General features: G+C 41.8%; 14 protein-coding genes. 8 read left to right on the top strand and 6 right to left on the bottom strand.

Going from position 1 to position 21,469, the window contains the following annotated elements; all coding sequences use genetic code 11:
- The first annotated feature begins 48 nt into the window (after nt 1-48).
- Complete coding sequence (gene alaS, locus ANSO36C_RS09960) at nt 49-2,955, top strand: alanine--tRNA ligase (protein ID WP_251959396.1); 2,907 nt, start codon at nt 49-51, stop codon at nt 2,953-2,955.
- A gap of 58 nt (nt 2,956-3,013) precedes the next feature.
- Here the strand turns inward: alaS and ANSO36C_RS09955 are convergent, their stop codons facing one another.
- The 3 genes from ANSO36C_RS09955 to ANSO36C_RS09945 form a co-directional block, all read right to left on the bottom strand.
- Entirely contained in the window at nt 3,014-3,508 is a 495-nt protein-coding gene (locus ANSO36C_RS09955; protein ID WP_251959395.1) for an ureidoglycolate lyase, read from the bottom strand.
- A 122-nt stretch (nt 3,509-3,630) separates the two neighbouring features.
- Complete coding sequence (locus ANSO36C_RS09950; protein ID WP_251959394.1) at nt 3,631-4,650, bottom strand: RpoD/SigA family RNA polymerase sigma factor; 1,020 nt, start codon at nt 4,648-4,650, stop codon at nt 3,631-3,633.
- A 1,108-nt stretch (nt 4,651-5,758) separates the two neighbouring features.
- Nucleotides 5,759-6,151: a hypothetical protein gene (locus ANSO36C_RS09945; RefSeq protein WP_251959393.1), complete on the bottom strand. Its 393-nt coding sequence runs from the start codon at nt 6,149-6,151 to the stop codon at nt 5,759-5,761.
- A 441-nt stretch (nt 6,152-6,592) separates the two neighbouring features.
- On the opposite strand from ANSO36C_RS09945, the gene ANSO36C_RS09940 reads away from it, so the two are divergent.
- From ANSO36C_RS09940 to ANSO36C_RS09920, 5 genes are all read left to right on the top strand, one after another.
- Nucleotides 6,593-7,210, top strand: a complete 618-nt coding sequence (locus ANSO36C_RS09940) for a TetR/AcrR family transcriptional regulator (protein ID WP_251959392.1) — start codon at nt 6,593-6,595, stop codon at nt 7,208-7,210.
- A 141-nt stretch (nt 7,211-7,351) separates the two neighbouring features.
- Nucleotides 7,352-8,641 carry an ABC exporter membrane fusion protein gene (locus ANSO36C_RS09935; RefSeq protein WP_251959391.1) on the top strand — a complete coding sequence of 430 codons (1,290 nt, stop codon included), beginning with the start codon at nt 7,352-7,354 and terminating at the stop codon, nt 8,639-8,641.
- Nucleotides 8,642-8,792: 151 nt separating this feature from the next.
- The gene (locus ANSO36C_RS09930; RefSeq protein WP_251959390.1) at nt 8,793-9,113 is read left to right on the top strand and encodes a DUF2834 domain-containing protein; all 321 of its coding nucleotides are present in this window, start codon (nt 8,793-8,795) and stop codon (nt 9,111-9,113) included.
- A 29-nt stretch (nt 9,114-9,142) separates the two neighbouring features.
- A complete protein-coding gene (gene devC, locus ANSO36C_RS09925) occupies nt 9,143-10,309 on the top strand; it encodes an ABC transporter permease DevC (protein WP_251959389.1) in 1,167 nt (388 codons plus the stop codon).
- 53 nt (nt 10,310-10,362) lie between these two features.
- Nucleotides 10,363-11,115: a DevA family ABC transporter ATP-binding protein gene (locus ANSO36C_RS09920; protein ID WP_251959388.1), complete on the top strand. Its 753-nt coding sequence runs from the start codon at nt 10,363-10,365 to the stop codon at nt 11,113-11,115.
- Nucleotides 11,116-11,288: 173 nt separating this feature from the next.
- On the opposite strand, the gene ANSO36C_RS09915 is transcribed toward ANSO36C_RS09920, so the two are convergent.
- Complete coding sequence (locus ANSO36C_RS09915; protein WP_251959387.1) at nt 11,289-12,593, bottom strand: hypothetical protein; 1,305 nt, start codon at nt 12,591-12,593, stop codon at nt 11,289-11,291.
- Nucleotides 12,594-13,110: 517 nt separating this feature from the next.
- On the opposite strand from ANSO36C_RS09915, the gene nifJ reads away from it, so the two are divergent.
- Complete coding sequence (gene nifJ / locus ANSO36C_RS09910; RefSeq protein ID WP_251959386.1) at nt 13,111-16,779, top strand: pyruvate:ferredoxin (flavodoxin) oxidoreductase; 3,669 nt, start codon at nt 13,111-13,113, stop codon at nt 16,777-16,779.
- 658 nt (nt 16,780-17,437) lie between these two features.
- Here the strand turns inward: nifJ and ANSO36C_RS09905 are convergent.
- Both ANSO36C_RS09905 and ANSO36C_RS09900 read right to left on the bottom strand, forming a co-directional pair.
- Nucleotides 17,438-18,364, bottom strand: a complete 927-nt coding sequence (locus ANSO36C_RS09905; RefSeq protein ID WP_251959385.1) for a DUF1338 domain-containing protein — start codon at nt 18,362-18,364, stop codon at nt 17,438-17,440.
- Nucleotides 18,365-18,429: 65 nt separating this feature from the next.
- Nucleotides 18,430-19,749: an acetyl ornithine aminotransferase family protein gene (locus tag ANSO36C_RS09900; RefSeq protein WP_251959384.1), complete on the bottom strand. Its 1,320-nt coding sequence runs from the start codon at nt 19,747-19,749 to the stop codon at nt 18,430-18,432.
- Nucleotides 19,750-20,072: 323 nt separating this feature from the next.
- On the opposite strand from ANSO36C_RS09900, the gene ANSO36C_RS09895 reads away from it, so the two are divergent.
- Nucleotides 20,073-21,119, top strand: coding sequence for a serine/threonine protein kinase (locus ANSO36C_RS09895; protein ID WP_251959383.1), 1,047 nt, complete (start codon nt 20,073-20,075; stop codon nt 21,117-21,119).
- Nucleotides 21,120-21,469: the final 350 nt, after the last annotated feature.

Raw genomic sequence — 21,469 nt, 5'->3', positions numbered from 1 at the left:
GCCGCTACGCCCAAGTCTAAAGTCTAAAGTCTAAAGTTAAAAATACCTATGTCTTCAAATCCCCAGTACCTAAGCGGTAACGAAATTCGCAACATATTTCTCGACTTCTTTGCCCAACGGAATCACCAAATTCTCCCAAGTGCCTCCCTCGTGCCAGAAGATCCAACCGTGCTGCTGACGATCGCGGGGATGCTACCATTTAAGCCGATATTCTTGGGGCAGCGCACACCAGAATTTAAGCGGGCTACGACTTCGCAAAAGTGTATCCGCACCAACGACATCGAAAATGTCGGACGCACCAAACGGCATCAGACGTTTTTTGAGATGTTGGGCAATTTTAGCTTTGGTGATTATTTTAAAGAACAAGCGATCGCTTGGGGTTGGGAAATCTCTACACAAGTTTTTGGCATTTCCCCCCAAAATCTCGTCGTCAGCGTTTTTAAAGATGATGATGAAGCCTTTGGAATTTGGCGCGATCAAATCGGTGTGCCGATAGCAAGAATTAAACGCTTGGGCGAAGACGATAACTTTTGGGTATCTGGGCCGACTGGCCCTTGTGGCCCTTGTTCAGAAATTTATTATGACTTCCACCCAGAACGCGGTGACGAAAATATAGATTTAGAGGACGATTCCCGATTCATCGAGTTTTATAACCTTGTTTTCATGCAATATAACCGGGATGCGTGGGGGAATTTAACGCCACTACAAAACAAGAACATCGACACCGGCATGGGTTTGGAGAGAATAGCCCAAATCCTCCAAAAAGCACCCAATAACTACGAAACTGACCTGATTTTCCCAATTATCCAAACAGCAGCGCAAATTGCTGGCATTGATTACCACAAAAGTGATGAAAAAACCAAAGTTTCTCTAAAAGTTATTGGCGATCATGTTCGTTCTGTTGTCCACATGATTGCTGATGAAATCCGCGCTTCCAACGTCGGACGGGGTTATGTGTTGCGGCGATTAATTCGGCGCGTGGTACGTCATGGGCGATTAATTGGAATTTCTGGCGAATTTACTACTCAAGTTGCCGAAACTGCGATCGCTCTTTCTGAATCAGCTTACCCCAATGTGCGCCAACGGGAAGCAGCAATTAAAGCTGAGTTGCAACGAGAAGAATCCAATTTTCTCACTACTCTCGACAGAGGGGAGAAAATTTTGACGGATATAGCGAAGAATCTCCTGCAAGAACAGAAAACCCTTCAAGATGAGCAAAAGTTTAAAGAAGCTATATCTCAGCTAGATGGACAAAAGTTTAAAGAAGCTATATCTCAGCTAGATGGACAAAAGTTTAAAGAAGCTATATCTCAGCTAGATGGACAAAAGTTTAAAGAAGCTATATCTCGAAGTTTACAGTTAGATGAGCAAAAGCTATTAGAAACATTCAAAGCTGCCGGTAATATCTTAAAAGACGAAGTGCAAAAGCTTCCAGAAGTAGCACAAAAAATAGCTAGTTATTTGAACCCAATTTCTGGTGTAGATGCGTTTACTCTCTATGATACTTATGGATTTCCTTTGGAACTAACGGAGGAAATTGCCGCAGAAAATAATCTTCTTGTGGATGTAGCTGGATTTGAAGCGGAAATGGAGAAACAGCGCCAGCGAGGACGTGAAGCACACGAAACCATCGATTTAACTGTACAAGGTTCCCTCGATAAATTAGCAGAACATATCCAAGTCACCGAGTTTTTAGGCTATACCCAATCGGCGGCGACGGCAAAAGTCGAAGCGATTTTGGTAGAAGGTGTTTCTCAAGAGGAAGCAGAAGCGGGGATACAGGTGCAAATTGTTCTTGACAAAACGCCATTTTATGGTGAATCTGGGGGACAAATCGGCGATCGCGGTTATATCTCTGGTGATGGTATCGTTGTTCACGTGGAAGATGTGAAGAAAGAATCTGATTTCTTTGTTCACTTCGGACGCATCGAACGCGGTACACTGCGCGTAGGCGATAATGTAACCGCCCAAATCGATCCGGCTTGTCGTCGTCGCGCCCAAGCTAACCATACCGCAACCCACCTGTTGCAAGCAGCATTGAAAAAAATTGTTGATGATAGCATATCTCAAGCTGGTTCTCTAGTTTCCTTTGACAGGTTACGCTTTGACTTCAACTGTCCCCGTGCGTTGACAGCAGAGGAAGTCCAACAAATTGAAGAACAGGTGAATACTTGGATTGCTGAAGCCCATGCTGCAAACGTGGAAGTATTACCTTTAGCAGAGGCAAAAGCTAGGGGTGCTGTTGCCATGTTCGGCGAAAAATACGGCGAGGAAGTCCGCGTGATTGATTTCCCGAACGTATCAATGGAACTATGCGGTGGAACTCATGTGAGTAATACGGCTGAAATTGGCGTATTTAAAATTATTTCTGAAGCTGGTGTGGCTTCTGGGGTGCGGCGTATTGAAGCTGTTTCGGGGCCAGCAATACTGGATTATCTCAACCTGCGGGATAAAGTAGTTAAAGATTTGAGCGATCGCTTTAAAGTTAAACCCGAAGAATTACCAGACAGAATCACAAGTCTGCAAAGCGAACTGAAAAATAGCCAAAAGGAATTGGAAACCTTGAAGGGACAGTTAGCGATCGCAAAATCTGATAGCTTGCTGCAAACAGCCCAAACTGTAGGCGATTCTAAAATTATTGTCGCCCAATTAGAAGATGTTGATCCAGAATCATTGAAAACCGCAGCCGAACGCTTGTTGCAAAAAATCGGTAACGGTGCAGTGGTGCTGGGTTCTGTTCCTGAAGCAGGGAAAGTTAGTATAGTTGCAGCTTTTAGTCCAGAAGTCAACAAAAAAGGTTTGCAAGCTGGTAAATTTGTCGGTGCGATCGCTAAAATCTGCGGTGGCGGCGGCGGTGGCAGACCGAACTTAGCCCAAGCTGGCGGACGCGATGCGAGTAAACTCCCAGAAGCTTTGGTACAAGCAGAAAGTGAGTTAAAGTCCGCGTTGGGTTAACATTTTATCTCCCCTCCTCACTTGCGGGGAGGGTTGCAATGAGTGTAAAAAACATAACCTAAACCATCTCAAACTCTAATTGATGACTTTTGAGAAAATCATGAGTGAAATGATCCACTACATTTGTATCAGCTAGTTCCAAATTATAAAAATCTACAGTTTCATGGTCAAAATGGGGGCCAGCGTGCCAAGTACCCTCATGTAGCTTGATGAAACAATTCCCCGGAATGTGGAAAGCAGCAATCTCTTCTAATGCTGGTTCATTAACATCATTATCAGGAGGACAAACAGCAATTAACCAATCCTTTCCTGACAAAGAACCTAAACATTGAGTGCATTGCAGATGACGAGTAATTTTGTGAAACTTTCGCCCTCTCTTCTCCAACCGCATAATATAAAATCGTGGAATCCCATTTTGTAGATTTAACTGGGCATCTTCCCCATCATAATTTTTGCCATCAAGACTTGCAAAAATCACCTGCCCATAACGCCGAAAGTTTTCAGAAGTTACCCATTGCGCCTGCAATTGTTGGACTGTTTTTGATATGCCCATATTAAATAAATCTTCAAGAGATATTACTTAGGCTTATTTTCCCCCAAAATGACTGAATTTTATACACTCATAATGGTGAATGCCTAAATTTTAATGCTCTATATAATTGTAAAAAAATAACCTTAGCTAGCCAGATAACTGCGTACTTGTTCCTTTTGGCGTCGGAGGAGACTGAGAGCTTTTTGCTCGATCTGACGCACTCGTTCTCGACTAATACCCATGCGATCGCCAATCTGTGCTAAAGAAAGTTCATAGCCATCAGTCAGCCCAAAACGTAAGGTTAATATTTCTCGTTGTTGGGGAGAAAGCTTTGCCAACAAGTCTTGTAAGTCTTGGTGGAGAGATTCTTCAACAGCGTAATCTTCGGGAGACGGGCCATCATCCTCCAGTATGTCTTGCAATTCTGTATCTTGCTGTTCACCAACTCGCGCCTCTAAAGAGAAGGGTTGACGGGCTAAGTACAAACATTCTCTAACTTGGCTGGGTGTCAAAGATAAGGCGCTGGCAATTTCAGCAGTAGTGGGAACGCGACCTAACTGTTGAGATAATTCTCGTTGCACCCGTTTAATTTTGTTCAGTTTCTCAAAGACGTGAATCGGTAAACGAATTGTCCGTCCTTGTTGAGCGATCGCTCGTGTAATTCCTTGACGAATCCACCAGTAAGCGTAAGTAGAAAACTTATAACCAAGAGCAGGATCAAATTTATCCACTCCTCGCTCTAAACCCAAAGTACCTTCTTGAATTAAATCCATAAATTCCAAGTTGCGGTGCTGGTATTTCTTCGCCACTGCTACCACTAACCGGAGATTAGCCTGGATCATTTTTTGCTTGGCTTGATGCCCTTGACTTAGCTGTTGCTTAAGCTCCTGAACACTTGACTCCACCTGATCTGCCCATTCTTGCTGCGTGGGTTCGTGATTTAATTTCACAGCCAATTCTTCTTTAGTAGCTAGCAAATTCATCATCTGCTGCACCTGTTGAGCAAAAATAACCTCTTGTTCACGAGTCAACAAATCTACACGCCCGATCTCTTGCAGATAACTACGCACAATATCATCTGTTGCTCGAGGCTTTTTATCTGCCGCTAAACTTTTTTTCTTCGTTTTTTGAACTTCGGTAGGTGGAGATGTTAAGCTGCTCATGGTTATTTGCTCCTCTGTAACGTCATCAATTTATTGGTATCAAGTCTAGATATTCAGACCCATAGATATTTCATTCTGCTAATCAATCAATTGGCAACACTGATGAATTTTGGTCTATGATACATTACAAGTCAATTATTGGAGATAATAAACCCAAAACCAACTTACTCCTTAATACTAACATCATCACCAGTCACAAATCAATTGCCTAAAGTATCATTAGCATATATTTTGAAATAGTTACACTCCTTTATTCTTGATTTTTGCATATTTTCAAATACAATTATATTTAGTTTATTTAGTTAATTGAGTTACTAAAAAAATCAAAATTTTACCGAACAGGGATTTAATTATCTGGAAGATAAATTACTAAAAGTAACTTTCAAAATAAATCACAATTATGAAAACACAAAAAATATTTAAGTGTTAACAGTTTGGCTATAATTCCATGTAATTGCGCTTAAATGTAAATTTATTTAATATAGAATAGAATGTCCATTTTTCAACTCTACTTTTTTACTGGGTAATCTAATCATATCAAGTAGGGTACGTAGCAAGCGATCATTAAACAGCAAAAAAACGCTTTTATTGCTCCTCCCGCTCCAGAACAGCTAACTACCTTTCTTCGTAATTAAGGATTTAGGATAACAGAAACGCAGATAATATGTGTGACAATTGCATTTGTGTCATACTGCACGCAGATATATACATTGGATGCGGTATTTTTCAATGTAATTTGCTCCTGTAAATATTTTATGGACTAAAACTGGTAACAATGGTAACACTAGCACCAAGACTAATACTTGGCAAGACAATAACACTCGCGATCGCCACTAAATAGCCAATTGAAGCGAAAAGATTTTTGTTTAGGGGTGGGCAGTTTATTGTTATACAGTATAAGTTGAAGAAGATTCCCCACTTCTTGGATTTCATCACAAGTTGACGCGAAAGCAAAGTTATGCATAGACACATAAGATCGACTTGCTGTCAATATTTTTGAAAAAATTGTACTATACAGAGATTTTTATCTAACTCTTCAACTATCACTTTAGTAGATATTGGTTAAGAAAAGCATTCACTTCATTGCCACATAACCCGACATTAAATATTAAAATTGAGTAACTGTCACACTAATACCAGAATCTAGTTTAGGAACCTTTAGATATTCAATTGGCTCACTACTTTGAGAACTTTGGGTATCTGTTGGCTTTTGACACTGCTTAAAGAAAGACTCTGGATTATTGATGAACTCAAGCGGGTTAATCTTTTGGCATCCTCGATCCTGCACTAGCATAATTGATTCAGCAGTTTGTTTGGAATTATTACTTTGTCCGATAAAATTACTCCATGTAGTATTAATCGTGGCTGGTTCCGTCAATAAAACTCCTGCTTGATTGTGATCGTCTATTGTCATGGGTACATTTTCTTGGTTAGCATAAACCCTCCCAGGTAGAGCGAGTGCGCTAATTACAACCATTAAGGTGATAAAACAGGATTTCATAATTCAATCTCTTAATATCAGTCTAATAATTAAAATTCGCTAGATACGGACACCCAAAAATAGCAGTCTAGTTTTAGTACTTCAGATTAACACAGGTACTAAGGAGTATGGCTAAATTTTATTAAAAATGTAGTAACATTTATTACACTGTGGTGTAACTTTACTTATTTTTAGCAAGTTGATCAGAGCAGCGTGTCTGGTTAATTGAGATGGTAGCTTGATTTATGGCATACTGTACTAGTCAGATGTAAGCTATTCTATCCTTTAAGCACATCAGTATTTGCTCGAAGAGACAGGGAGAGCAAGGGAAAAGATACTAGAATTCCTCCAGCAAAGACGGGTTTCAGAGAAAATAAATTTATTTTTGCCCGATTTAAATCAATCAGTAGTAAATATGCTAATTTGATATATAACGAGCGTTCGATATAATTAACCTGAGTCATGCCTAAGATTGTTGATCATGAGCAATATCGTAAAGAACTGCTCGACAAGTGCTTTGATTTATTTGCCCAAAAAGGCTATGGTTCGATTACTATGCGCCAAATCGCTGAAGAACTAGGGGTTTCTACTGGTACGTTGTACCACTATTTTCCTAGCAAACAAGCTCTATTTGAGCAATTGGCCCAGGAGATTTGTGAGCAAGACTTAAGTACAGCATTAGCTGAATTAGAAGGAGCGCAAACGCTGCAAGAATCAATGGAAGCATTAGGAAGATATCTAGTGAAAAACGAAGATTACTTCATCAAATGGACTTATATTTGGATTGATTTTTGCCAACACAAAGACTCTAAAGAAATGTTAAAGAACAGCATTTTTAAGCGGACTAATCAGCGTTATCAGGAGGCAGCCTGCGATTTTTTGGGTATTCAAGATCCGGTATTGGCTTCCTTTGTCTTGAGCTTTGTAAACGGTTTAATTCTGGAGAAGTTATGGGGTGATGAAACAATTGATTTTATCGAACAATGTGCGTTGTTAGGCAAAATGTTGATGGTATACTTGCCGCAACATAAATCAGAAATAAAAACTAAAACGGTCTTGATATCAGGTTTAGAGAGCTAGATTGTTTACCTCATGCTTGTTGCAAAATACTGTACGCACAACAAACATTAATCATTTATAACTTGTTAAAAATGATATTCAGCTTTTACTAAATCTAACTCATTTAACATAGAGAAAATAATTTTTAGGAGAGCAAAATAGATGGTTCAAAAGCTGTCAGAGAAAGCTTCCAAAAAAGGGTTAATTACATTAGTAATTGCAGCTACTGCTATTACAGGTGGAATTGTTGTTTATGGGATTTCTCAGTTTGGCCAATTAACCCAAACCGAGACATCTAAACCAGTTGAAACCACGCCCAACATTCAAAAAGTAGCTGCATTAGGACGATTAGAACCGGAAGCTGAGGTAATTAGCTTGTTTGCGCCCTTAGCATTGGATGGCGATCGCATTGCCCGAATTTTAGTCAAAGAAGGCGATCGCGTTCAAGCCGGACAGATGGTAGCAATTTTAGACGCGCGCGATCGCTTACAAACTGCTGTACTACAAGCCCAACAACAAGTCAGAGTTGCTCAAGCTAAACTCGCTCAAGTGCAAGCAGGAGCAAAAGTAGGAGAAATTAACGCCCAGCAAGCCAGTGTTGAACGCCTCCAAGCCCAGTCCCAAGGAGACAAAACAGCGCAACAGGAAGCCATATTCCGCATAGAGGCACAGTGGGAAGGCGACAGAATAGCGCAAGAGGCAACCATTAAAAAGCTAGAAGCAGAACTCAAAAATGCCGAAGCCGAATATCAACGTTATCAGCAGCTCTATTCTCAAGGCGCAGTTTCTAATTCTTTGTACGATAGCAAAGGTTTGACTGTAGAAACTGCCAAACAGCAAGTAGACGAAGCCAAAGCAGTTCTCAACCGGATTAATACCACTGCTAGCAAACAATTATCTGAAGCCAAAGCAGCACTCGCCCGTACTAACGCCACTGGTAGCAAACAAGTAAGCGAAGCCAAAGCTACGCTTACCAGTATTACAGAAGTTCGACCTGTAGATGTTGCCGCAGCCAAGACAGAAGTTGAAAATGCGATCGCCACACTCAAACACGCCCAAACCGAATTGGCGGGTGCTTACATCAAAGCACCGATGGCGGGACAAATCATCAAAATTCATACGCGAGTCGGAGAAAAAATTAGTGATTCTGGCATTGCAGACTTAGCGCAAACAAACCAGATGATGGCGATCGCAGAAGTTTATCAAACCGACATCGGTAAAGTGAAACTGGGACAACAGGCAGTGATTAGCAGTCAGGCATTTGCCGGTGAATTGCGAGGAACCGTTGCCCAAATTGGTTTGCAGGTGAATAGACAAAACGTTTTCAGCAACCAGCCAGGGGAGAACCTTGATAGCCGAGTAGTTGAGGTGAAAATTCGCCTCAATCCTGAAGACAGCAAGCGAGTTGCAGGTTTCACCAACTTACAGGTACAGACAGCAATTGAAATATAGGAGGGTAGGGAATAGGGAATAGGGAATAGGGAACAGGAAAGAAAGCATAGATCCGTACTGAGTCTTGTTCAAAAATTAAATAGGAGTCCTATATAGAGTTGTTGTTTGTTGTCTCATGTATTCCATCATTTTTTATAAAGTGAATTTAATCATGGTTAAAGTCATATATCTTCTGCTTTGTGTACTTGGCTTCGTTCTACCTTACTCCCAGTTTGTTCCATTTATCTTAGAGCATGGTCTTGATACAAAGCTGTTTTTTGAACAACTCTTTGCCAACAAAATTTCTGGTTTTTTTGGCATGGATCTTATTGTTTCATCCCTAGTTTTGTGGACATTCGTATTTTGGGAAGGAACACGTCTGAAAAGGCAAAATCTCTGGGTTTACATTGTTTGTAATCTTTTAGTTGGTGTTTCTTTAGGTCTTCCCTTATTTCTTTTCATGCGAGAACGCCAGCTTGAACAGCAAGCTTAAACACTGGGTTATTAAGGAGTTTTTTCGATATGTTTTCTAAACTATTTCGCAAAACACCGCTAGCATGGCGGCAGTTAATGAAAGAAAAAACCCGTCTGGCTGTTGCAGTTGCAGGTATTGCCTTTGCCGATATACTGATGTTTATCCAGTTAGGATTTGAAAGTGCGCTTTTTGATGCTGCTGTGAAACCTCATCGCAATTTACAAGCAGATTTAGTTTTAATTAATCCCCAATTTCAAACTTTGTTTTCTGTAAAAAACTTTTCTAGAGAGCGACTATATCAAACATTAGGTTATGAAGGTGTTCAGTCAGTTAATCCTATCTACATCAGCACCGGACAGTGGCGAAATCCTGAAACTCGTCTTGAACGGGCTATTTTAGTTTGGGGTGTTGATCCGGTACAACCCGCGTTTAAATCGCCTGAAATTAACCAAAATCAGGAGCAACTTAAACAGTTATATCAAGTTCTGTTTGACCAGGCAGGCCGTCCAGAATACGGTGCAGTTGCCGATATCTTTAAGAATACAGGCAAATTTGACACGGAACTCAATAGTAAAGCCGTCTTTGTTAAGGGCTTGTTTACTGATGGTGCTTCCTTTGCTGCCGATGGTAATGTGATCACCAGTGACTCTACTTTTCTCCAGCTATTTCCACAGCGTCAACCCGATCGCATCGAAGTTGGGTTAATTACGCTTAAACCAGATGCCGAACCAGAAAAAGTGCGATCGCAACTTGTCAATGGACTACCTAAAGATGTCAGAGTCCTCACTCCAGAAGAGTTTGCCAAAGTGGAGAGAACTTACTGGGAAGCTGGTACTGGCATTGGTTTTATTTTCGGTTTGGGTACAGCAGTTGGATTTATTGTTGGCATCGTGATTGTCTACCAAATCCTTTACTCGGATGTTTCTGACCACTTGCCAGAATACGCCACCCTCAAAGCAATGGGATACACCGATAACTATCTTTTAGGAGTTTTAATTCAAGAAGCATTGTTATTAGCTATTTTAGGTTTTCTGCCTGGATTTATCCTTTCTTTTGGGTTGTATCAAGTCACTTATGCGGCGACGATGCTTCCTATTTTCATGAAAATGGAACGGGCGATACAAGTTTGGATTTTGACTGTGATCATGTGTAGTGTTTCTGGAGCGATCGCAATCCGGAAGTTACGATCTGCTGACCCTGCCGATGTTTTTTAGATGTGATGAATCGCGTCTCTAAAAAAATTATTTCTCTACTTTAGAAAAACATAATGTTGCAAAAATCTCTACCAGAAAATTCCAACTCAACACTTTCTGTTTTAGAATCTGTAATTTCTATCAGTAACCTCAATCACTATTTTGGTGAAGGTACGCTTCGCAAACAAGTATTATTCGATATTAGTTTGGAGATTAAGACTGGGGAAATCGTTATTATGACTGGCCCCTCTGGTTCGGGAAAAACCACCTTGTTAACCTTAATGGGTGGATTGCGTTCTGCTCAAGAAGGTAGTCTCAAAATTTTAGGGGAGGAAATTCGTAGCGCTAAAAAGTTGCAATTAACTAAACTTCGCCGCCAGATTGGCTATATTTTCCAGGCGCATAACTTGATGACTTTTTTGACAGCAAGAGAAAATGTGCGGATGTCGCTAGAGTTGCACGAAGAATTTTTGAATCAGGATATCAATGCTAAAGCGATCGCTATTTTGGAAACTGTCGGTTTAGGTGATCGTGTAAATTATTACCCAGAGAAACTATCTGGAGGGCAAAAACAACGAGTTGCGATCGCTCGTGCTTTAGTTAGCCATCCTAAGATTGTCTTAGCAGATGAACCCACTGCTGCACTCGACAAAAAATCTGGGCGCGATGTAGTGGAAATAATGCAGAAGTTAGCTAAAGAACAAGGTTGTACAATTTTGCTAGTTACCCACGATAACCGCATCCTCGATATTGCCGATCGCATCATTTATATGGAAGATGGCCAACTGAAAACCGATGGTGTAGATGATCGCACAATAGGCAAGTAATACTAATTCGTAATTCGTCAAACTTACTTAATTAATAATGGCTGCTTAAAGGTCATTTACAAAGTGATAGACAACATTTGTCGCAGAGGTTTAGTATTGTTAAACCCCTACGACAGATGTAGATAACATCAATGAAAACTGCTGTAATTACACGGGAGTGGCACTGATGCTAACTATAGGAATGGTTGAGGTATAATCGTTAAATTATCTCCACTAAAATTGTACTCTGTGCCGAAACCGACAGGAGTAGTAAAAGTATCGAGAATCGTGAACGACGCAGCATTCCTTGTCGGATTCGCCCCATAGCCTATGCCACTAATCAGCGTATAAGTAACGCTTTCTGTCCCTTCTGTGAGGTTATCGGCAATGATGTTGTTGACGAGACTGGCAGCAGTTGCCCCCGCCGCGATACCCACCTTCGCCCCAGTAATTATGTCTGCACTGTTACGCAGAAGTTCAAAGCTGGTAATGTTGCTGCTACCTGCGACGTTATATTGGATGTCACCTGGTAGGGGGTCAGTGTCTTGGGTAAGGGCAAATTCAACGATTAAACCACCTACTGGAGCCGCCTGAGTCAGGTTGAAGTTCCAGCGTAGTTGGTCGCCTTCATCAACATTTTTAGGAGTGGCACTAACGCTGACTACAGGAGTAGTAGAAGTATCGAGAATCGTGAAGTGTGCGGTATTCTTTGTCGGATTCACCCCATAGCCTGTGCCACTAATCAACGTATAAGTAATGCTTTCTGTCCCTTCTGTGAGGTTATCGGCAATGATGTTGTTGACGAGATTAGCAGTAGTTGCCCCCGCCGCGATACCCACCTTCGCCCCAGTAATTACACCTGCACTGTTACGCAGGAGTTCAAAACTGGTAACATTGCTGCTACCTGCGACGTTATATTGGATATCACCTGGTAGGGGGTCGGTGTCTTGGGTAAGGGCAAATTCAACGATTAAACCACCTGCTGGAGCCGCCTGAGTCAGGTTGAAGTTCCAGCGTAGTTGGTCGCCTTCATCAACATTTTTAGGAGTGGCACTGACGCTGACTACAGGAGTAGTAGAAGTATCGAGAATCGTGAACGACGCAGCATTCTTTGTCGGATTCACCCCATAGCCTGTGCCATTAATCAACGTATAAGTAACGCTTTCTGGCCCTTCTGTGAGGTTATCGGCAATGATGTTGTTGACGAGATTAGCAGTAGTTGCCCCCGCCGCGATACCCACCTTCGCCCCGGTAATTACACCTGCACTGTTACGCAGAAGTTCAAAGCTGGTAACGTTGGTGCTACCTGCGACGTTATATTGGATATCACCTGGTAGGGGGTCGGTGTCTTGGGTAAGGGCAAATTCAACGATTAAACCACCTGCTGGAGCCGCCTGAGTCAGGTTGAAGTTCCAGCGTAGTTGGTCGCCTTCTTTGACATTCCGGGAACCTGCGCTAACGCTGACTACAGGAATATTATTAGTGCTTGTTGATGTCATTTAAGATTACTACAAAGAGATTTCATGAAATACCTCAATAATTTAAAGGTATGCAATTAAAAATATATTATTAAAAAGTAAAAAATAGGTTAACTGTAAAAAATATCAAAAATTCCCGCCCCTATACCCCACAAAAAAGAATAAATTATTTGAAAGTCTTATCAAACAGAGACTTTGGCTATTGAGTACATTATTAATACATATTAATAGATGCAGTATTGGGGATGAGATATTAATAGATGCAGTATTTGTTAAAAGTTAGTTAGCTTCAGAGCCAAAAGTCATCAATGAAATATCCTTTAATCACGGAGTAAATCCTACCGATAAATTTTTAATGTAGGTAATACGCTCAACTTCTAGTTTTGGCTATTTCTGATTCTTACAGCAGATTGGAACTTGGTGAGGTACAGATTATCGTAAGGGCACGGCCCTACCCGTGTACTTCATTTACCTGAAAAACGCTGTATATTCACGTGTTCTGATAATGCAGCTTAGAGGCGGGGACAAAAATCATATTATGAACAAAACCTTTGCAACCATCGACGGGAATGAGGCTGTTGCCCGTGTTGCTTACAAATTAAATGAAGTGATTGCCATTTATCCCATCACCCCCTCTTCAGCAATGGGTGAATGGGCAGATGCTTGGTCAGCAGAAGGTCGTCCTAACCTCTGGGGTACTATTCCTAGCGTCGTGCAGATGCAGAGCGAAGGGGGAGCGGCTGGTGCTGTGCATGGAGCATTGCAAACAGGTTCTCTGAGTACCACCTTCACGGCATCTCAGGGATTATTGTTGATGATACCCAACTTCTACAAAATTGCTGGTGAACTGACTAGCGCTGTGGTTCACGTTGCCGCCCGTTCTTTGGCTACTCATGCGTTATCAATTTTTGGTGATCATAACGATGTGATGGCAGCCCGTGCTACTGGCTTTGCCCTGCTGTGTTCTGCTTCGGTGCAGGAAAGTCAAGATTTTGCTCTCATTGCCCATGCTGCTACCCTAGAGACGCGAGTCTCGTTTATGCATTTCTTTGATGGCTTCCGCACATCACATGAAGTGCAGAAAGTCAAATTGCTGTCAGATGATGATTTACGATCGCTAATCCACGATAACCTAATACTCGCCCACCGCAGCCGTGCCCTCACTCCAGATCGTCCAGTATTGCGCGGGACTGCCCAAAACCCCGATGTCTACTTCCAAGGGCGTGAAGGTGCTAACCCTTACTACAACGCTTGTCCAGATATTGTCCAGCGCATCATGGATGAATTTGGAGAACGCACGGGAAGGCATTATAAAATCTATGAATATTACGGCGCTAACGATGCCTCGCGCGTTATTGTTCTTATGGGTTCAGGCTGTGAAACCGTCCATGAAACAGTAGATTACCTTAACGCCCGTGGCGAAAAACTTGGTGTAGTCAAAGTGCGACTTTACCGCCCCTTTGATGTCCAAAAGTTTGTTGCAGTATTACCAACTGGTGTACAAGCGATCGCTGTTCTCGATCGCACCAAAGAAGCAGGTAGCGCCGGGGAACCTTTGTATTTGGATGTTGTGGCTGCTATTTATGAGGCGTGGGGAGATAAGAGAGCAGGGGGAGCAGGGGAGGCAGGGGAAGCAGGGGGAGAAAATACTTTCTCATACCCTAAAATTATAGGTGGGCGTTATGGTCTTTCATCTAAAGAATTTACTCCGGCGATGGTGAAGGGCATTTTTGATAATCTCGCGCAAAGCCAGCCGAAGAAGCATTTTACTATTGGAATTAATGACGATGTTACTCACACTTCTTTAAGCTTTGACCCTGATTTCTCCACAGAATCGGATAATGTTGTTCGGGCAATGTTTTATGGGTTAGGTGCTGATGGGACTGTTGGGGCTAATAAAAATTCTATCAAGATTATTGGTGAAGAAACCGACAATTACGCTCAAGGCTACTTTGTCTTTGACTCCAAAAAATCTGGTTCAATGACCGTCTCTCATTTACGTTTCGGTAAAGAGCCAATTCGTTCCACCTACTTAATTGACCAAGCCAACTTTATTGGTTGTCATCATTGGGGATTTCTAGAACGCATAGATGTTTTAAAGGCTGCTACTTCTGGGGCGACTTTGCTGCTTAACAGTCCATACAATACAGATACCGTCTGGGAATATTTGCCTTTGAAGGTGCAGCAGCAAATTATCGACAAGCATTTGAAGTTATACGTAATTAATGCTAGCCAGGTTGCCCGTGAAAGTGGGATGGGTGGCAGAATTAACACTATTATGCAAGTATGCTTCTTTGCTCTAGCGGGTGTCTTGCCGCAAGAAGAAGCCATCGCTAAAATCAAACAAGCAATTGAAAAAACCTATGGTAAAAAAGGCGCAGAAGTTGTCCGCATGAACCTGCAAGCTGTAGACAACACCTTAGACAACTTGCATAAAGTAGATGTCCCCCAAACAATCCTAACTCCTAACTCCTCACTCCCCACTCCCCACTCCCCACTCCCTATTCCCAAATTTGTACAAGAAGTTCTGGGCAAAATCATGATTTGGGAAGGTGATGACTTACCTGTTAGCACATTACCAGTTGATGGCACTTTTCCCGTCGGTACTGCCAAGTGGGAAAAACGTAACGTTGCTGAAGAAATACCTGTATGGGAACCGGATGTCTGCGTACAATGTGGTAAGTGCGTCATGGTTTGTCCTCACAGCGCCATCCGTGCAAAGGCTTATCAAGCGGATGAGTTAGTGAATGCACCAGCAACCTTTAAGTCAACTGGTGCAAAAGATAAAGACTTTGCCAATCAAAAATTTACCATTCAAGTTGCCCCAGAAGATTGCACGGGATGCACTATTTGTGTAAATATTTGTCCTGCTAAAAATAAATCTGAGCCATCGCTGAAAGCTATTAACATGGCACAGCAGTTGCCATTGCAAGAACAAGAGCGAAAAAACTGGGATTTCTTTTTGAGTTTACCTAATCCTGACAGGCGATCGCTAAAATTAAACCAGATTCGCCAACAACAACTGCAAGAACCTTTATTTGAATTCTCTGGTGCTTGTGCAGGTTGTGGTGAAACACCTTACTTAAAATTATTAACACAATTGTTTGGCGATCGCGCTGTCATCGCCAATGCTACAGGTTGTTCTTCAATTTATGGTGGTAATCTCCCCACAACGCCTTGGACAACCAACGCCGAAGGACGCGGCCCGGCGTGGTCTAATAATCTATTTGAAGATAACGCCGAATTCGGTTTTGGCTTCCGCCTCTCTTTAGATAAACAAGCTGAGTTTGCGGCGGAATTGTTGCAACAGTTGGGGAGTGGGGAATGGGGCATAGGGCATAGGGAATTGGGAATACCTTACGAGTTGGTACAGTCTATTCTCAATGCCAAACAAAACACTGAGGCTGATATTTGGGAACAACGAGAACGGGTAGCGCTGTTGAAACAAAAGCTAGATGAACTGTTAGAAAAAAGCAATTACCACTCCAATGCCCAATGCCCCATGCCCCATGCCCAAATCCAAAATCTAAAATCCCTTGCTGATTACTTAGTGAGAAAAAGCGTCTGGATTGTTGGCGGTGACGGTTGGGCTTATGATATTGATTTTGGCGGCATCGATCATGTGATTGCTAGTGGTCGAAATGTCAACATTTTGGTGATGGATACAGAAGTCTATTCTAATACAGGCGGTCAATCTTCTAAAGCTACGCCACGAGCCGCAGTTGCGAAATATGCCGCCAGTGGCAAGCCTGCACCAAAGAAAGATTTAGGGATGATTGCCATGACCTACGGAAATGTCTACGTAGCGAGTGTAGCCCTTGGTGCTAGAGATGAACATACCCTCAAAGCATTTCTGGAAGCAGAAGCTTATGATGGCCCATCACTGATTATTGCTTACAGCCATTGTATCGCCCACGGCATTGATATGACCACAGGGATGAATCATCAGAAAACTCTGGTAGAATCAGGTCGTTGGTTGCTGTATCGGCATAATCCAGAGTTGCTTAACCAGGGTAAAAATCCTTTGCAATTGGATATGCGATCGCCTACGCAATCTGTAGAACATTCAATGTATCAAGAAAATCGCTTCAAAATGCTTACCAAGAGCAAACCAGACGTAGCCAAGCATTTGTTAGAACAAGCGCAAACTGAGGTAGATGCTCGTTGGCAGATGTACCAATATCTGGCAAAGCGCGATACTTTCTGAACATCAGCCTTAGTTTTAGTTATAAAAATAACGACTTAAGTTACTCAGGTCGTTATTTTCGTTACAAACATTATAATTTTTGTTACAAAGTTACCTTTTTGGTTAGTAAAATCATTCTTTTTGTTACGAATATTATAATTTTCACTATAAAATTACCTTTTTGGTTAGTAAAATCATCATTTTCGTTACAAACATCATAATTTTCGTTACAAAATTACCTTTTTGGTTGATAATACCAAGGCTACGGCAAAAATTTTGGGTTTTCAAGACGCGATAAATCGCCGTCTATACAAGTGTTTTGGTCTTATCTGAAGTGTATTGAGTTCTAGGCTACTTATACCATTTCTTTGTGAGGCTGCGCCAAACCCTTTTAACTTCTTTCTTTCTTTGTGTCCTTTGCGGTTCGTTTCTCTTTCTTCTTTCTTGTACTTAGGGACTTGCGTCAAAATAAAGTACCAGTTGAAAACTCTGAATCCATCAGATAACGGTAAAATCTTACTGGTATATCGGTACATTATTTAATTGCAAGCTCCTTACAGCAAATTGCAATCAAACGTGCCACAGATAAAAGTACTGAAAGCAATACTGGGCTTTGTTTTAGGATTTATTTTGTGGTGGGTTTGATCAAAAACTGCTGTAAATATGGTTTAGCGCATCTTCATACAGAATTGGTATTAGATAGACGAGTCATTTCAAACAATTGCTGGGCATTACTTCCTAAAAAAGCATCAAAAAGTATCTGCTTTCCAGGTTCTACATCTATTAGATAACGCTGGGCAATTTCATAGTAGGCGTAAGTCCAAGGGATTTGAATTTCTGCACCACTGTTATCATCTAACACCGTCACCATTTCTGTTACTGCTTGAGTTGCAGTTTGCCGCAAACCACAAGCAACATTTCCCTCTATCTCTGCTTTCATTGGTACACCCAGATTAGCCAAACCATCGGCGGTAGTCTCAATGTCTGGATATTTTGGAGTATTCTGTCCATTAACGTAGCCTGTAAAGTGGTTGACAGCATATCCGTGCAGCAACACCCAAGCCCCATACTGAGTAATCTGATTCACCTCTTCAATAACAGAACGCTGGGGAGGTAGCCAAGGGCGGGTGAAAACTTGCTGGAGTTGTTTGGCGATGGTTTCAATATTCGAGTCTTTTTGTAGAAAATTAAGGGGTAAAGTCAGTTCGTTTGGGATTGAAGATACTGTTTTAATGATGAGTTGGGCAATATCGGTAGGCAATTCATCGACAATTAACTCACTAATAAACAGCTTGGGTAAGTTAAATTCCTCTTGCTGCGGATGACGATAATAACGGGCGTACAAATGAGTTTGAGGAAAAGTATACTCTCCAGCCGCCACGTAACCCAAAGCTTCTGCAAGTTGTGCGAGATAGTCAATTCCTAAGTTAACTTCACCCTGTGGAGTATCTACTAATAAACGCAATGAGCGAAAGGCGATGTGGTCGTTGGCGACAGTCCCACCCGCAGCAGTAATCATTTGCTGGTAAGTACGAGCATGATTTACCCTGGCGCTGTATTCTTGCCAAAGTAATTTCCATAAATTAAGGGCTATTTTATTTGTCATTTGTCATTGGTCATTGGTCATTTGTCATTAAGCACTGGTTATTTCTCTCTTGTTGCCCCTAATATTTAAGAACTTAAAATCTCGCTGATAATGTGAAGGGCTATGTGAATTTGGTCGCTGTCGATAACTAGAGGGGGACAGAAACGAATTGCTGCTTTACCGCAACCTAGCAATAATAAACCGCGTAAAAAAGCTTCTTGAATAATGCGATCGCGTAATTTATGATCAAGATTACCCTGTTCATCCAATAAATCCACCGCTACCATCAAACCCTTACCTCGTGGCAACGATACTCTGGGAAATCTTTGATGCAACTGGGTAAGACTAGCTTGTAATAATTCTCCCATTTGCGTAGCGTTGCTCATTAAACCACTTTCTAGCAATCGCAGTGTGGCAATACCAGCAGCACAAGCTACGGGATTACCACCAAATGTAGTCGCGTGAGAACCGGGAGGCCAAGTCATTAACTCAGGTCTGGCAAGTATCGCTCCCAAGGGCAAACCACTGGCGATACCTTTAGCAGTAGTAATGATATCAGGCATCACACCCCAATGCTCGATCGCAAATAAGCGACCAGTCCGCCCCATCCCCGCTTGCACTTCATCCACTACCATCAGAATACCGTGGCGATCGCATATCTCCCGAATTCGTTGCAAAAAACCATCTTCGGGGACGATATACCCACCTTCTCCTTGAATCGCTTCGACGACGATCGCCGCTACTTCTTGCGGTGGTAAAATTGTGCTAAATAGCTGTTGTTCCAAGTAATCTAAGCTAGCGTGAGTGCCATAAGGTATATGTGTCACCCCAGGAACTAAAAGCCCAAAATTAGCTCGCTGGACTGTTTTGGAACCAGTGAGAGACATTGCCCCATAAGTGCGTCCGTGAAATGCACCCAAGAATGCTACGATTAGCGATCGCTTGGTGTAATATCTAGCTAGTTTAATTGCTCCTTCGTTTGACTCTGCCCCGGAATTGGTGAAAAATACTTTTGCGGGGAATGCACTGTTACTGTGTAGTTGAGGAAAAGGGGCGCGAATCGCTAATTGTTCCGCTAATTCCACCATCGGTTCATAATAAAAATCCGTCCCTGACATGTGCAACAGACGCGCCGACTGTTCTTGGATTGCTTTGACAACTTCCGGGTGAGCGTGTCCGGTGGCTGTAACGGCAATACCTGCGGTCATATCCAGAAATACATTACCATCAACATCTTCTACCATACAGCCTTGACCGCGAGATACAACTAACGGGTAATCACGGGTGTAAGAAGGAGAAGTTACGGCGCGATCGCGTTGTACAATTGCTTGAGCGCGAGGCCCAGGTAAGGAAGTTACTAAATGGGGTGTACGAGGTAAATTTAAGTTAATAGGAATACTTAACATTATTTTTTCTATTTTTTAAAGATTACTGAAGATTAAACGCTAAAGCTTGATTGGTTACAGTAGCATTTGATGCCATTAGTATGGAAATTACGCATTTACCGAAGAAGCTTCATAATAAAGAATTTCGTATTTTGTAAGACTTTGCCCGTGTTTATAACACAACTTTTGCGATCGCGTCATATTACATTTTTTGAAGCATAACAGCTTCACTATTAGATGTCAGGGTGCAAGCTACAGAACATTTGTTGAGAGAATCAGCTCTTACATCCACAGGAGAATGGCTATATGCAAAAATTAATAAAAGTCTCTAAGATAATCAACCAATGACTTGGGCATCTGGACAAAAGTTACACCGCGATCGGTATGAAATTAAGCAACAGTTAGGACAGGGTAACTTCGCTATTACTTATCTTGCTGAGCATCGGGATGGCAAGAATGTTGTGATTAAAACATTGGATTCCAATTTGCTGAATCAATTAAGTAACGAAGACCGCGATCGCTTAAACTCAGGTTTTGCAGATGAATCCCGTAAACTAGCAATATGCAAACATCCGAATATTGTCCAAGTCATTGATACCTTCGAGGAAGGTGATTTAAAATGCATGGTCATGGAGCATATTCTAGGAGATAATTTAGCCAAGATTGTCCAACCGCGAGGATTTCTCCCTGAAAAAGAGGCTGTAGATTATATTCAACAAATTGGTAAAGCACTCATAGTAGTGCATGAACAAGGATTTTTACATCGAGATGTGAAACCAGAAAATATCATTTTGCGGTCGGGTACGCATCAGGTTGTTTTGATAAACTTCGACTTAGCACGAAGATTCGTTGATAACCCAGTATCAAGTCGCGGTAACTTGGTTGACAAATTTACACCAATTGAACTATATTCCAACTCTCCTAAACAACAGGCGCAACGTAAACCTTGGACTGATATTTATTCTCTTGCGGCAACTTTATATTTTTTATTAACAGGAAAACAGCCAGAAAGTGCTATTGAGCGCCAAGATAACAATAAGCGTTTAATTCCACCTCAAGAATTGAACGATAAAATTAGCGATCGCGTCAATGATGCCATTCTCCACGCAATGCAACTACAACCAGATAACCGTCCCGAAACAGTAGAAGACTGGTTAAAAGAATTGGGTTTCAAAACAGCAGCTTTTTCTCTTCCCAAACTTCTTTGGACACAACCCTTGTGGGCGTGGATATTAGAGATTATGGGTGTATTAGCGTTATTCGCAGCCTTGATATCAGGAGTCAAAGACGGCACAGATTTATTCAAAGATTGGTTCCCAGACAAATCAGCACCTACCAATCCCCCAACACAACAAACGCCATCATCTTCTGCTAAACCACAAAATAGGTAATAGGCTAGACTTACGCAAAAGTTAGTTTTAGAGTCGCATTAGTTGCTTTTGCGACTTCAATAGTTAGTTTTCAAGTCGCATTAGTTGCTTTTGCGACTCCAATAGTTAGTTTTCAAGTCACATTAGTTGCTTTTGCGACTCCAATAGTTGGTTTTCAAGTCGCATTAGTTGCTTTTGCGACTCCAATAGTTGGTTTTCAAATCGCATTAGTTGCTTTTACAACTCCAATAGTTACTTCAGCAGTAGCCAGAAGACCTTAACCTTTCTCTTTGCGCCTCTGCGTGAGCTTATTCTAGCAACGCCAACCACGATAACTCACAAAAAGCGTGTCACAATCAACATTAGCCATC

Origin of the sequence: Nostoc cf. commune SO-36 (assembly GCF_023734775.1) — a bacterium.
In the GTDB taxonomy this organism is placed as follows: domain Bacteria; phylum Cyanobacteriota; class Cyanobacteriia; order Cyanobacteriales; family Nostocaceae; genus Nostoc; species Nostoc commune_A.
Note: the sequence above shows the minus strand (reverse complement) of the source record. Positions and strands in the feature narration are given on the sequence as shown.